Consider the following 14,245-nt stretch of genomic DNA (forward strand, 5'->3'; position numbering starts at 1 on the left):
TCTTGACAACTGCGAGAGTGCCTGCTGACGGCCCGCAACCCGCGAACTTTCCCTTAGTTGCAGAGCCCAGCGTGCTGCATCGCAGCAAAAAACGGTAGGAATTGCAACGTCAGCCGGGTGCATGCGCACCGCTGCGAATCGCGCGGCTGTGGCGATGCACTTCGTCGACGAGTTCGGCGACGTTTTCCGGCGGCGTGAACTGCGAGATGCCGTGGCCGAGGTTGAACACATGCCCCGGATGATTGCCGAAGCTGTCCAGCACGGCCCGCGCTTCCATGCGGATGGCGGCAGGCGGCGCGAACAAAACTGACGGGTCGATATTGCCCTGCAACGCCACCTTGCCGCCGACGCGCTCACGCGCGTTGCGCAGGTTGACCGTCCAGTCGAGGCCGACCGCGTCGACACCGGTCTCGGCGATTTCGTCGAGCCAGAGACCGCCGCCCTTCGTGAACGTGATGACCGGCACCTTCTCGCCGTCATGCTCGCGCTTCAACTGATTCACGACCTGCTGGATGTAGTGCAGCGAAAAGCGCTGATAGGCGCCGTCCGCGAGCGCTCCGCCCCACGTGTCGAAGATCATCACGGCCTGCGCGCCGGCTTCAATCTGCGCGTTCAGATACGCCGCGACCGAGCTGGCGTTGATCTCGAGAATGCGGTGCATCAGATCCGGGCGCGCGTAGAGCATGGACTTGACGGTGCGGAAGTCGGCCGAGCCGCCGCCTTCGACCATGTAGCACGCCAATGTCCACGGACTGCCCGAAAAGCCGATGAGCGGCACGCGTTGACGGCCTTGCGCGTCCGTCAGCGCACGGCGAATCTCGCGCACGGCGTCGGTCACGTAGCGCAACGTGGCGTCGATGTCCGGCACGGCGAGGCGCGCGACGTCGTCTTCGGTGCGCACCGGCCGCGCGAATGTCGGCCCCTCGCCGGCGACGAACTCGAGGCCGAGGCCCATGGCGTCCGGCACCGTCAGGATGTCGGAGAACAGAATCGCGGCGTCGAGCGGATAGCGCTCGAGCGGCTGCAGCGTGACTTCCGTTGCAAAGGCCGGGTTTTTCGCGAGCCCGAGAAAGCTGCCTGCGCGAGCTCGCGTGGCATTGTATTCCGGCAGGTAGCGGCCAGCCTGCCGCATCAACCAGACGGGCGTGTAGTCGGTGGGCTGGCGCAGCAGCGCGCGCAGGAAAGTGTCGTTCAGGAGGTTATGGGCCACGTTGCGTGCGACTGAGGGCAAAGGGGCATTTTACCGGACGACGCCGCCGCATTCCGTCCAATGCGGGCAATAACTGCGGTGCGCGAGTTCAGGCCATTTTCGGCAGAAGGTCGCCCTACGACAACCTGGCCGAACGGCCGATGTTCAAGGCAAAATTGCCGGGCTATCATCCGACAGCCTTATAACAACGCATAACCAAGGAGACTCAATGAAGAAGGTTGCACTCGCATTGCTCAGCGTCGTGGCGGGCGTACTAATCCACGGTGGCGCGGTTCAGGCGCAAGCGTCCGGCACACCCGCGACAGCTTCGCGGCTTGATGACATTCTCGCTCGCGGCACGCTGCGGGCCTGTACGACCGGCGACTACAAGCCGTATTCGTTCTATAAGACGGACGGCCAGTTCGAAGGCATCGACATCGACATGACGGAGTCGCTTGCCAAGTCGCTCGGCGTCAAGGCGGAGTACGTCAAGACTTCGTGGTCGAACCTGATGAACGACTTCGTCGCCAAGTGCGATATCGGCGTGGGCGGTGTTTCGCCGACGCTCGAGCGGCAAAAGCGCGCGTTCTTCACGCAGGCTTATATGGTCGACGGCAAAACGCCGATTGTCCGTTGCGACGACGTCAACAAGTATCAGACCGTGGCGCAGATCGACCAGCCCGCAACGCGCGTGATCGTGAATCCGGGCGGCACGAACGAACGTTTCGCAAAGCAGTTCTTTTCGCACGCGAACATGACCGTCTATCCGGACAACGTGACGATCTTCAAGCAGATTCTCGCTGGCAAAGCCGATGTGATGGTGACGGACGCGTCCGAGACCCTGTTACAGCAAAAGCTCAATCCTGGCCTGTGCTCGGTGCATCCGGACAAGCCGTTCCAGTACGGCGAAAAGGCGTGGCTGTTGCCGCGCGGCGACGTGGCTTTCCAGCAGTACGTCGACCAATGGCTGCACCTGGCGCGAGCTACGGGCGAATATCAGGCCGTGTCGGATAAGTGGTTGAAGTGAGGTGAGGGTGCGGCCGTGGCGTTTCTTGATGCGCTCTTGATGCGCTCGAGGAGGGCGCGCGGCCGCGCGAGTTTCTGTTTCCAACGGCTGCCCGCGTGGTTATGCCTGCACAAAACCCGGGCGGCTTAATGTAACGCGGGCGGCGTGAGCTTGGCGCGAGTCGAACGAGACTGAAACCTGGCTGGACCGGTGAACAGACCCTCGTGCGCTTTTGACGCCGACTCCCTTTGCTGCGGCGCATTCATGGTTGCAAGCGTCGCTGCGAAAATTTTGGGCATCGTCCATTGAGTTGTAACAGCGGCGGTTCATGATCGGAAAGATGAATCTGCAACCATTTGATGCGGAATCGCCTTAACGATTTATGCGGCGCCACGCTTCACGAATAGCATGAAACAAGCGTATTAAATTGCGCTGTAGTCATCGGTAAAACTTGCTTTTTTAACAGTTCGTTTCCGCAATAAATCCCGCAACGCCTTATCTGGCGGGCGTTACAACCTGAAACACTTTGTTACGGCGCTCCTGGATTAATTCGCCCACAATGCCCTCAACGGTTTCAACACGGATGTGGCGGGGTGCGTGGTGTGAGCGGATACGATGCACTTGCCGGTCGGCTTAGGCCGAAGCCCTGTGAAGGGGCATCCCTGCTGGGGCCGTAGTCGACGCAGGGTCGTCGTCTCAGTTGGTTCCTACTTTGGTCTCCTCGCGCTAACCCCGTAGCGTGTGGTTTTTAGCGGGCTCCAGGCCCGCTTTTTTTTCGTCTCGCCAAACGTTTGCGCAGTGCAAGATGGCAGCTTTTACCTGCTAGTTCGCGCTGTTTCGACGATTTGGCCATGTGTGAAGTTCGCGCCGCGCAGCATGATTGCGGCGATAAAGAAGGCCGCCCGAGGGCGGCCTTTTTTGCAATGGCTTTCCGTTCGCGCCGTTCAGGCGGTCTTCCCTTGCTCCAGCTTCAGTTCGTCGATCATGCGCTGGCGCATGACGAACTTCTGCACCTTGCCGGTCACGGTCATCGGCAGTTCGTCGACGAAACGAATGTACTTGGGCACCTTGTAATGCGCGATCTGGCCATGACAGAACTGCTGGATTTCCTCTGCCGTCGCCTGTTCGCCTGAACGCAGCACGACCCACGCGCACACTTCCTCGCCATACTTAGCGTCCGGCACGCCGAATACCTGCACGCTCTGGATCTTCGGATGGCGGAACAGGAATTCCTCGATCTCGCGTGGATAGACGTTCTCGCCGCCGCGAATCAGCATGTCCTTCAGACGGCCAACGATGTTGCAATAGCCTTCGGCGTCGAGCGTCGCCAGGTCGCCGGTGTGCATCCAGCCATCCACGATGCTCTCGCGGGTTTTTTCTTCGTCGCCCCAGTAGCCCTGCATCACGGAATAGCCGCGCGTGCACAGCTCGCCCGTTTCGCCGACCGGTACGATGTTGCCAAGCGGATCGATGATTTTCACCTCCAGGTGAGGCTGGATTCGGCCGACGGTGGTCGTGCGCTTGTCGAGCGGATCGGTGGTCGAGCTCTGGAACGACACAGGGCTCGTCTCCGTCATGCCATAAGCAATCGTGATCTCGCTCAGATGCATCCGCGAGACGACCTTCTTCATCGTCTCGATGGGGCACGGCGAGCCCGCCATGATGCCTGCGCGCAAGCGCGAGAGGTCATACGAGGCAAAATCCGGATGATCGAGTTCCGCGATGAACATGGTCGGCACGCCGTGCAAAGCCGTGCACTGCTCTTCGGTGACGGCCGCGAGCGTCGCCGCCGGGTCGAAAGCCTCGCCCGGAAATACCATGTTCGCGCCCACCGACACGCACGCCAGCACGGCCAGCACCATTCCAAAGCAGTGATAGAGCGGCACCGGGATGCACAGCGCGTCCTGCTCGCTCAGGTTCATGGCCATCGCGATATAACGCGCGTTGTTGACCACGTTGCTATGCGTGAGCGTCGCGCCCTTCGGATTGCCGGTCGTGCCGCTGGTGAACTGGATGTTGATCGCCTCGTGGCACGACAGCGTCTCGCCGATTGCATCGAGCCGAGCGACGTCGAGGGTCGCACGCCCCTGCTCGATCAAGTCGGAGAAGCTGAGCATGCCCGGCGTTTCGGTGTCGCACATGCGGATGACGTAGCGCAGTTCCGGCAATCGAGCCGCATGCAGATCGCCGGGCGCATGCGTCGCAAGCTCGGGCGCGAGTTGCTGCAGCATCTCCAGATACATCGACGTCTTGAAGCGCTCCGCCGCGACGATCGCCTTGCAGCCGACCTTGTTCAGCGCGTATTCGAGTTCGGAAAGCCGGTAAGCCGGATTGATGTTGACGAGCACCGCGCCGATGCGCGCCGTCGCGAACTGCGTCAGCAGCCATTCGACGCGATTCGGCGACCAGATGCCGACGCGATCGCCCTTCGCAATGCCCAACGCGAGCAATCCGGCGGCCAATATGTCCACTTCGTCGGCGAATTCCTTCCATGTCCATCGAATTCGCTGCTCTCGAAACACCACCGCGGGCCGGTCCGGAAAGCGCCTGACGGTCTCGCGCAAAAACTCGCCGATGGTCGCTTCGCTCAACGGAATGTCTGTCGATCCACGGACGTACGAGAGCCCGTCTTTCGGCTGGATGATTGCGCCTTCGCCTGACACTTGCGTTGCCATGGTGCTGTCTCCGTGAGCAATTCGCCCTATTGAAATGATTTTGAAACCGATTGTGCCACCGGCGCGCGGTCGTCCGGCATCAAGTCTTACCCGCAGCAGGTCCGCTCGTGTCGACGGCTCTTCGTGGCCGGCAGTGGCGCGGGCGGTCACGGACACATAATGTCGATTACCTTTCCGTAAACGTCAAGTCGATGTAAAAAAAAAGCAGCCACGCGGGCTGCTTTTTCTCTACTTTTTCTCAAACGTGCTGCTTAGCCTTGACCGCGCAGTTTGCGCAGACGCTGGATCGCAGCAAGCTGAGCCGTCGCGTACGCCAGTTCCGCTTGCGCGGTTGCATACTCGAGGTTCGAGCCCGTGTTCTGCAGTGCTTCTTCCGCGCGCTTGCGCGCGTCTTCGGCCTTGGCTTCGTCGAGATCCTTGCCGCGGATTGCTGTGTCGGCGAGAACCGTCACAGCGCCCGGCTGGATTTCGAGAATGCCGCCGGCGACGAACACAAACTCTTCTTCGCCGTTTTCAGCTTCGATGCGCACCGCACCCGGACGAATCCGCGTGATGAGCGGCGTGTGGCCCGGCAGAATGCCGAGTTCACCTGCTTCGCCCGGCAGCGCGACGAACTTCGCCTGGCCCGAGAAGATCTGCTCTTCCGCGCTGACGACGTCTACCTTGATAGTTGCCATAAATGTCGACTCCTGGGTTGAGCGTAGTGAGAGGCACCGGCTTCGCGTGTGGGATGCCCAGAGCATCCAATAAGCGCGGACTCCGGCGCCCGCTTCGTTACACCCGACCTTTACTGGATCTTCTTGGCCTTTTCGAAGGCTTCGTCGATCGTGCCGACCATGTAGAAGGCTTGTTCCGGCAGGTGGTCGCACTCGCCTTCAACGATCATCTTGAAGCCGCGGATCGTTTCCTTCAGCGGAACGTACTTGCCCGGCGAGCCCGTGAACACTTCAGCGACGTGGAACGGCTGCGACAGGAAACGCTGGATCTTACGAGCGCGCGCCACGGCGAGCTTGTCTTCCGGCGCGAGTTCGTCCATGCCCAGAATCGCGATAATGTCGCGCAATTCCTTGTAGCGCTGCAGCGTTTGCTGCACGCCGCGCGTGATCGAGTAGTGCTCTTCGCCGATCACGTTCGGGTCGATCTGACGCGAGGTCGAATCGAGCGGGTCCACGGCCGGGTAGATACCCAGCGAAGCGATGTCACGCGACAGCACGACCGTTGCGTCCAGGTGGCCGAAAGTCGTAGCCGGCGACGGGTCGGTCAAGTCATCCGCAGGGACGTACACGGCCTGAACCGACGTGATCGAGCCGGTCTTGGTCGACGTAATACGCTCCTGCAGCTTGCCCATTTCTTCAGCCAGCGTCGGCTGATAGCCCACTGCCGACGGCATACGGCCGAGCAGTGCCGACACTTCAGTACCGGCCAGCGTGAAACGGTAGATGTTGTCGACGAAGAACAGCACGTCGAGGCCTTCGTCACGGAAGTGCTCAGCCATCGTCAGGCCGGTCAGCGCGACGCGCAGACGGTTGCCCGGCGGCTCGTTCATCTGGCCGTACACCAGCGCGACCTTGTCGAGAACGTTCGAGTCCTTCATTTCATGATAGAAGTCGTTCCCTTCGCGGGTACGCTCGCCAACACCGGCGAACACGGAGTAACCACCGTGTTCCTTGGCGATGTTGTTGATGAGTTCCATCATGTTCACGGTCTTGCCCACGCCGGCGCCACCGAACAGGCCAACCTTACCGCCCTTCGCGAACGGGCAGATCAGGTCGATAACCTTGATGCCGGTTTCGAGCAGTTCGGTCGACGGCGACAGTTCGTCGAACGCCGGAGCCTTCTGGTGAATACCGCGAACCACGTCCGAGTTGATCGGACCGGCTTCGTCGATCGGACGACCCAGCACGTCCATGATCCGGCCGAGCGTCGGCTTGCCGACCGGCACGCTGATCGGATGGCCGGTGTTCTTCACGACCGTGCCGCGGCGCAGACCGTCGGATGCACCCAGACAGATGGTACGGACAACGCCGTCGCCCAGCTGTTGCTGGACTTCGAGGGTCAGTTCCGAACCTTCGAGAATGAGCGCGTCGTAAATCTTCGGCATGTCCGTACGCGGAAATTCCACGTCGATAACGGCGCCGATGCACTGTACGATCTTGCCTTCTACCAAAGCAGTAGTACTCATCGCTTTTCCTTTAGATACTCAATTCTTCACTCGCGCAAAGGCGCTGTTTCGATGGGATCGCCCAGACCGTTGCCCGGACGGTGCGCCACACGGGCGCACACGAAGCGGATTGCCTGACCTGAAGGTCAGACCGCCGCCGCGCCACCGACGATTTCCGACAGTTCTTTCGTGATCGCTGCCTGACGGCTCTTGTTGTACACAAGCTGCAGTTCGTTGATGACCGTCTTCGCGTTGTCCGAAGCGGCCTTCATGGCGACCATGCGGGCCGACTGCTCCGACGCCATGTTTTCCGCGACGGCCTGATAGACCAGCGCCTCGACATAACGCACCAGCAGTTCATCGACCACTGCCTGCGCATCCGGCTCGTAGATGTAGTCCCACTGCGTGGTCGGCGTCGCGCCCTGCTCTTCCTTGCGCTCGAACTGATCCGCCGACAGCGGCAGCAGTTGCTCGATCACCGGCTCCTGCTTCATCGTATTGACGAAGCGCGTGTACGCGAGATACACCGCCGAGACCTTGCCTTCCGAGTACAGATCGAGCTGCACCTTCACCGCGCCGATCAGCTTTTCCAGATGCGGCGTGTCGCCGAGATGCACGACATTCGATACCACCTTCGCGCGCAGACGGTTCAGGAAACCCAGACCCTTGGTGCCGATCGCAGTTGCTTCGATCGTCTTGCCCTGACCTTCGAGTTCCTTGAACTTCTGCAGCGCCGCGCGCAGCACATTGGTGTTCATGCCGCCGCACAGACCTTTGTCGGTCGTGACGAGGATGATGCCCGCCGTCTTCGCGCCTTCGTTCGACACCATGAACGGGTGACGATACTCCGGGTTCGCACGGCTCATGTGTGCAGCAATATCGCGGACCTTGTCGGCGTACGGGCGAGCAGCGCGCATGCGCTCCTGAGCGCGACGCATCTTCGATGCGGCCACCATCTCCATCGCTTTCGTGATCTTGCGCGTGTTTTGCACGCTCTTGATCTTGCCGCGAATTTCCTTCATTCCAGCCATTGCTTGCTCCTTGTCGGCCGGGGTTAGCGCCTGAGCGCTGACCCAGGTCCCATGCAAAGCGATCGAAGCAGCGCGGGAGCGTACACATGCGGCCCGCGCCGCTTCAAAGTCCTTTTATGCCTTGCGGATCACTCGCGGATCAATAAGCGCCGGACTTCTTGAAGTCTTTGACGGCCGTGTGCAGCAGGCCTTCGTCGTCCTTCGAGAGTTCCTTGTTGTCTTCAATGCGCTTGACCAGGTCAGCGTGACTCGACTTCAGATATTCGCGCAGGCCCTTTTCGAACGGCAGCACTTGCGACACTTCCAGATCGTCCAGGTAGCCATTGTTCGCGGCGAACAGCGAGATAGCCAGTTCCCACACTTGCAGCGGCTGATATTGCGGCTGCTTCAGCAGTTCGGTCACACGGCGACCACGCTCGAGCTGCTTGCGGGTTGCTTCGTCGAGGTCCGATGCGAACTGTGCGAATGCTGCCAGCTCACGATACTGCGCGAGGTCGGTACGGATACCGCCCGACAGCTTCTTCACGACCTTGGTCTGAGCCGCACCGCCGACGCGCGACACCGACACGCCGGCGTTAATTGCCGGGCGGATACCTGCGTTGAAGAGGTCGGTTTCCAGGAAGATCTGGCCGTCGGTAATCGAGATCACGTTCGTCGGAACGAATGCGGTCACGTCGCCAGCTTGCGTTTCGATGACCGGCAGTGCCGTCAGCGAACCGCTCTTACCCTTGACTTCCCCGTTGGTGAACTTCTCGACGTAGTCTTCCGACACGCGAGCAGCACGCTCCAGCAGACGCGAGTGCAGATAGAACACGTCGCCCGGATACGCTTCACGGCCCGGCGGACGGCGCAGCAGCAGCGAGATTTGACGGTATGCCCAAGCCTGCTTGGTCAAGTCGTCATAAACGATCAGCGCGTCCTGGCCGCGGTCGCGGAAGTATTCGCCCATCGTGCAGCCGGCGTACGGCGCCAGGTACTGCATGGCAGCCGATTCCGAAGCCGAAGCGGCGACGACGATCGTGTATTCCAGCGCGCCGGTTTCTTCGAGCTTGCGCACCACGTTCATGATCGACGAAGCCTTCTGGCCGATCGCGACGTAGATACAGAAGAGGTTCTTGCCCTTCTGGTTGATGATCGCGTCGACTGCGACTGCGGTCTTGCCGCACTGGCGGTCGCCAATGATCAGCTCACGCTGGCCACGGCCAACCGGCACCATCGCGTCGATCGACTTCAGACCGGTTTGGACCGGTTCCGAAACCGACTTACGCCAGATCACGCCCGGAGCGATCTTTTCGATTGCGTCGGTCTTCTTTGCGTTGATCGGGCCCTTGCCGTCGATCGGGTTGCCCAGTGCGTCGACCACGCGGCCGAGCAGTTCCGGACCAACCGGCACTTCCAGAATGCGGCCCGTCGTCTTGACGATGTCGCCTTCGGAGATGTGCTCGTACTCACCCAGAATCACGGCGCCGACCGAGTCACGCTCGAGGTTCAGCGCAAGACCGAAGGTGTTGCCCGGGAATTCGAGCATTTCGCCCTGCATCACTTCCGACAGACCGTGAATACGCACGATACCGTCGGTCACGGAGATCACAGTGCCCTGGTTGCGAACGTCTGCGCTCGCTTCAAGGCCCTGGATCCGGCTCTTGATCAGCTCGCTGATCTCAGAGGGATTGAGTTGCATTATTCGCTCCTGATAGTCAATTCTGTTGCGTGCCAGCCGCTTCAGCGCCGTGGGCGCTTCAGGCCGTCAGAGCCGTTTGCATGCTGGCAAGCCGCGCGCGGACCGAGGTATCGAGCACTTCATCGCCGACCGTTACGCGAACGCCGCCGATCAACGACGAGTCGATCTCGACCGTCGGCTTCAGCTTGCGTTTGAACTTGCGTTCGAGACTTGCGACGAGGTCGTTCAACTGCGCGCCTTCGAGCGGAAATGCGCTGACGATCAGCACATCGGCCGCCCCTTCGCGGGCGTTCTTCAACTCTTCGAACTGCACAGCAATTTCCGGCAGCAATTGCAGACGATGGTTGTCCACCAGCATTTGCACCAGATTCTTCGCTTGCGCGTTGTCCTTGAGCGGCGACTTGACCGCAGCCAGCAGCAGTTCGCTGACCTGGGCGCGGCTTACTTTCGGGCTCGAGGCAATCGACAGCACTTCGGGCAGACGCGCAACCTGTGCCAGCTCCTGCACGAGCGTGGACCAGGCGGCGATGTCACCAGCTTCGGCCACGCCAAACAGCGCTTCTGCGTACGGACGGGCGATGGTTGCAAGTTCGGCCATGATCAGAGCTCGGCTTTCAGTTGATTCAGCAGGTCAGCGTGAGCTGCCTGGTCGACTTCGCGCTTCAGGATCTGTTCAGCGCCCTTCACTGCCAGTGCGGCGACTTCGCCGCGCAGCGTTTCACGCGCCTTCACGACTTGCTGCTCCGCGTCGGCCTTCGCTTGCGCGATGATGCGAGCGGCTTCAGCTTGTGCTTGAGCCTTGATTTCGTCAGCGACTGCCACAGCGCGCTTTTCTGCGTCAGCAATGCGCTGCTGACCGTCGTTGCGTGCCTGGGCGAGTTCCTGGTCGACGCGCTTGTGAGCGGCTTCGAGTTCCGCCTTGCCCTTCTCAGCGGCAGACAAACCGTCAGCAATCTTCTTCGAGCGCTCGTCGAGGGCGTTGATCAACGGCGGCCACACGAACTTCATCGTGAACCACGCGAGGATCAGGAACACGACCATTTGCGCAAACAGGGTTGCGTTGAGATTCACGGTGTTTCCTTAAACGTTGCTAGTTCGGAAAGTGAAACGGCAAGGCGCTCATCGATTCTGTGCTCGATCAGCGCCCAAGTGCCCGTTCCGCCCTGCGCCTTCAGTTATAGCTCAGGCGCAAACTTCCGAGGAACCTCAGCCTGCCAGCTTGGCCAGCAGCGGGTTCGCGAACGCAAACAGCATTGCCACACCAACGCCAATCAGGAACGCCGCATCGATCAGACCAGCCAGCAGGAACATCTTGGTTTGCAGCGGGTTCATCAGTTCCGGCTGACGAGCACATGCTTCGATGTACTTGCCGCCCATCAGGCCGATACCGATACAGGCGCCGATTGCACCCAGGCCGATGATGATGCCGATACCGATGGCGGTCAGACCCTGGATGTTGGCGATGAAAGCTTGCATGATCACTCCTTTGTGAAAAGTCTTTTAGAACTGGTTGGAACTGGGATTTGAAAAACTACGATTCTTTTACCGACGCGCAGGTTAGTGCGTGTCGTGCGCCTGGCCGATGTACACCAGCGTCAGCATCATGAAAATGAACGCCTGCAGCAGAACGATCAGGATGTGGAAGATTGCCCACACGCTGCCGGCGATCACGTGGCCGATGAAGCCAAGCACCGTCGTGTCCGCGCCGAAGCTCCAGATGCTGCCGAGCAGGGCAATCAGCAGGAACAACAGTTCGCCCGCGTACATGTTGCCGAACAGCCGCATGCCGAGCGAGACCGTCTTCGCGACGAACTCGATGATGTTCAGTGCAAGGTTCGGGATCCACAACACCGGATGCGCGCCGAACGGAGCGGACAGCAGTTCGTGCACGAAGCCGCCTGCGCCCTTGATCTTGAAGTTGTAGTAAATCATCAGCGCGAACACGCCGAGTGCGATGCCGATCGTGCCGTTCAGGTCGGCCGTCGGAACGATGCGGTGATGCGGGATGGCTTCCGACAGACCGAGCCAGCCGATCACGTGGCCCGGCAGGTCGACGGGGATGAAGTCGAGCGAGTTCATCAGCGCGACCCACACGAACACCGTCAACGCCAGCGGCGCGATGAACGTGCGCGTGCCGTGGATCATCGACTTCGATTGGTCCTCGACCATTTCGACCAGCATTTCGATCGCGCACTGGAAACGGCCCGGCACACCGGACGTTGCCTTACGGGCAGCGAGATGCAGAATGATGATGGTGGCCAGACCGCAAACGATCGACCAGAACAGGGTGTCCAGATTCCACACGTGGATGTCGAAAATCGACGTCTGGTGCCCGGTGGAAAAGTTTTGCAAGTGGTGCGCGATGTACTCGGACGGATCCATTGCGCGCGTGCCTTCGCTAGCTGCCATATCGTTAAAGCCACCCAAATTGTCGAAAATCGTCTTGGGCCGTTCCCGCCGCAAAGCTCTATTGCGGGAACGCGCCGGGTGCGGATGGTGTCATATCCGCACGCTCTCGCCGGCGCCACGCGCCGGCTTCAAATCTTTGCAGTTGCCTGTTGCTTCCTCAGCGCCACGCCAAGGCAATCCAGTACGTCTTGAGCGCAATGAGATAAGTCACGAGCAGCGGAACCCAGCGCACGTCGTGATACCAGAAGGCGATGGCTACAAACATCGCGATCGTCGCCCCCATCTTGAGCGCTTCGCCGAGCACCCAGCTCATCACTGTTTCGGCGCCGCTCAGTGTTCTCAGTCGCGCCGCGAACAATGCGCCCGGCACCCAGCAGATCGCTCCCCCCAGGAACGCGGACAGCGCAGCAGCGCCCGGCGGCTTATAGAACAGCCACCACACCAACGTTGCAACCAGGGACAAAACCATTTGCGCTGCCACGACCTTGAAAGGCGTAACGCGCGATGGACGACTCACATTCGGGCCAAACAGCTTTTCTGCTTCGGCCCGCGTGAGCGGAACGATATTGTTATCCTGCTCGGCGTCCCACGATTCTTCGCGCGCGACTTGCTGAGCGGTGGAGGCATTCGACACGGTGCGCTCTTCGCGGTGTTCATCGCGCCCGTTGCCGCGCCCATTTTTTGGCGCTTGATTCGACGCTTTGACCGCCATCGCAGTGTTCCGAAAGTCTCGTTCCGATCAGCGAGCTTTCGCTGCGCTTACGGGGTTGCCGTGCAATTAAATCCGGGCGATTGTAAGCGATAGTTGCAGGCAATTCAAGACTTTAGGCCGTTCAATAAACAGTGCGAAACGACGCTTCGCGATGTGGAAAAGCCTTCATGGCTACGCGCAGCACGTTAAATGTAAGGCTGTCGGGCAGAGGCAAAACGCATGCGCAAACTGGCAAGTTTTCTCCCTGTAGATAGGCGCGAAAAACGTTGCAGCGGACGTCTCGAAAATGCAACAAACGATGAGGGGCGGTTTACTTGACCGCGCGGCGCGATGCGTTTTTTGTTGGCTGCACAGAGAAGAGCGCTCTGCCCTTGTCTTGCGCCGCCATCTTTCGTCGCCGATGCCGGATTAGTTAGGAATCCAAGAAAATCTGTGCGGTGCAGCTAATTTCTCTGCACCGCTCACCGATTGAGAGCGGACGATTCTGCTCTAAGCGGTAGCATTCCCGCGCAAGCGCACCAGGATGCCTTCCAGCGCATCGAGATCGCCGAAGTCGACCAGAACCTGGCCGCGGCCGCGTCGACCGAGCTTGATCTTCACTGTGGCGGCGAGCAAGTCGGACAGTTCCTCTTCCAGTCGTCGCGTATCCCGGCCGCCGTCTGGGTTCGCGCGTGCCTTCACCGCCGGCGCCGCCTTGGTGGTCGCCGCCACCAGCTTCTCGGTTTCGCGCACCGACATCCGCTTGTTGACGACCTGATTCGCCAGCGTGATCTGCGTCGCGGCATCGACCGCCAGTAACGCGCGCGCGTGCCCCATGTCGAGGTCGCCGGCAAGCAGCATCGTCTGAACCGGCGTGGCAAGGTTCAGCAGACGCAGCAAGTTGGATACGGCGCTGCGCGAGCGGCCAACCGATTCCGCCGCCTGTTCGTGCGTGAAATCGAATTCGTCGAGCAAGCGCTGAATGCCTTGCGCCTCTTCGAGCGGATTCAGATCTTCACGCTGAATGTTCTCGATCAGCGCCATCGCTGCCGCGGCCTGATCGGGCACGTCCTTCACCAGCACGGGCACTTCTTCCAGGCCCGCGAGGCGCGCCGCGCGAAAACGCCGCTCGCCTGCGATGATTTCATACTTGTCCGCCGACACCGGCCGCACGAGGATCGGCTGCATCACTCCCTGCGCGCGGATGCTGGCCGCCAGCTCCTGCAACGCGCCCTCGTCCATGCGCGTGCGCGGCTGATACTTGCCGGCCTGCATTTTCGACAGAGGCAGCACATTCGGCGCACCTTCTATCGCCACCGCCTCCGTGATGTCGGCGCTTCCGCCGAGCAACGCTTCCAGGCCGCGGCCCAATCCCTTCTTTCTTGCTACTGCATTCATCGTG

Annotated in this window: 13 protein-coding genes; 1 reads left to right on the forward strand and 12 read right to left on the reverse strand. The window is 60.6% G+C overall.

Going from position 1 to position 14,245, the window contains the following annotated elements; translation table 11 throughout:
• Positions 1 to 109: 109 nt before the first annotated feature.
• Positions 110 to 1,210: a uroporphyrinogen decarboxylase gene (hemE, locus tag AB6809_RS19435; protein WP_371026990.1), complete on the reverse strand. Its 1,101-nt coding sequence runs from the start codon at positions 1,208 to 1,210 to the stop codon at positions 110 to 112.
• A 208-nt stretch (positions 1,211 to 1,418) separates the two neighbouring features.
• On the opposite strand from hemE, the gene AB6809_RS19440 reads away from it, so the two are divergent.
• Complete coding sequence (locus tag AB6809_RS19440; RefSeq protein ID WP_371026991.1) at positions 1,419 to 2,216, forward strand: transporter substrate-binding domain-containing protein; 798 nt, start codon at positions 1,419 to 1,421, stop codon at positions 2,214 to 2,216.
• A 923-nt stretch (positions 2,217 to 3,139) separates the two neighbouring features.
• Here the strand turns inward: AB6809_RS19440 and AB6809_RS19445 are convergent.
• From AB6809_RS19445 to AB6809_RS19495, 11 genes are all read right to left on the reverse strand, one after another.
• Positions 3,140 to 4,870, reverse strand: a complete 1,731-nt coding sequence (locus tag AB6809_RS19445; protein ID WP_371026992.1) for an AMP-binding protein — start codon at positions 4,868 to 4,870, stop codon at positions 3,140 to 3,142.
• 251 nt (positions 4,871 to 5,121) lie between these two features.
• Positions 5,122 to 5,547 (reverse strand): F0F1 ATP synthase subunit epsilon, encoded by a 426-nt coding sequence (locus AB6809_RS19450; RefSeq protein ID WP_006050850.1) that lies wholly within the window; start codon positions 5,545 to 5,547, stop codon positions 5,122 to 5,124.
• A 110-nt stretch (positions 5,548 to 5,657) separates the two neighbouring features.
• Positions 5,658 to 7,052, reverse strand: coding sequence for a F0F1 ATP synthase subunit beta (atpD, locus tag AB6809_RS19455; RefSeq protein ID WP_006050849.1), 1,395 nt, complete (start codon positions 7,050 to 7,052; stop codon positions 5,658 to 5,660).
• 125 nt (positions 7,053 to 7,177) lie between these two features.
• Positions 7,178 to 8,062 (reverse strand): F0F1 ATP synthase subunit gamma, encoded by an 885-nt coding sequence (gene atpG, locus AB6809_RS19460; protein ID WP_006050848.1) that lies wholly within the window; start codon positions 8,060 to 8,062, stop codon positions 7,178 to 7,180.
• 139 nt (positions 8,063 to 8,201) lie between these two features.
• The gene (atpA, locus tag AB6809_RS19465; RefSeq protein ID WP_006050847.1) at positions 8,202 to 9,743 is read right to left on the reverse strand and encodes a F0F1 ATP synthase subunit alpha; all 1,542 of its coding nucleotides are present in this window, start codon (positions 9,741 to 9,743) and stop codon (positions 8,202 to 8,204) included.
• A 58-nt stretch (positions 9,744 to 9,801) separates the two neighbouring features.
• Positions 9,802 to 10,341, reverse strand: coding sequence for a F0F1 ATP synthase subunit delta (locus tag AB6809_RS19470; protein WP_006050846.1), 540 nt, complete (start codon positions 10,339 to 10,341; stop codon positions 9,802 to 9,804).
• Between the two features lie 2 nt (positions 10,342 to 10,343).
• Positions 10,344 to 10,814, reverse strand: coding sequence for a F0F1 ATP synthase subunit B (locus AB6809_RS19475; protein ID WP_006050845.1), 471 nt, complete (start codon positions 10,812 to 10,814; stop codon positions 10,344 to 10,346).
• Between the two features lie 135 nt (positions 10,815 to 10,949).
• Entirely contained in the window at positions 10,950 to 11,219 is a 270-nt protein-coding gene (atpE, locus tag AB6809_RS19480; protein ID WP_006050844.1) for a F0F1 ATP synthase subunit C, read from the reverse strand.
• An 81-nt stretch (positions 11,220 to 11,300) separates the two neighbouring features.
• On the reverse strand, positions 11,301 to 12,152 hold the full coding sequence (gene atpB / locus AB6809_RS19485; protein WP_029971217.1) for a F0F1 ATP synthase subunit A: 852 nt from the start codon (positions 12,150 to 12,152) through the stop codon (positions 11,301 to 11,303).
• Positions 12,153 to 12,309: 157 nt separating this feature from the next.
• Complete coding sequence (locus tag AB6809_RS19490) at positions 12,310 to 12,864, reverse strand: ATP synthase subunit I (protein ID WP_029971216.1); 555 nt, start codon at positions 12,862 to 12,864, stop codon at positions 12,310 to 12,312.
• Between the two features lie 489 nt (positions 12,865 to 13,353).
• Positions 13,354 to 14,241 (reverse strand): ParB/RepB/Spo0J family partition protein, encoded by an 888-nt coding sequence (locus AB6809_RS19495; RefSeq protein WP_006050841.1) that lies wholly within the window; start codon positions 14,239 to 14,241, stop codon positions 13,354 to 13,356.
• Positions 14,242 to 14,245: the final 4 nt, after the last annotated feature.

It is taken from the genome of Paraburkholderia sp. RCC_158 (genome assembly GCF_041355255.1).
Taxonomy (GTDB): Bacteria; Pseudomonadota; Gammaproteobacteria; order Burkholderiales; family Burkholderiaceae; genus Paraburkholderia; species Paraburkholderia graminis.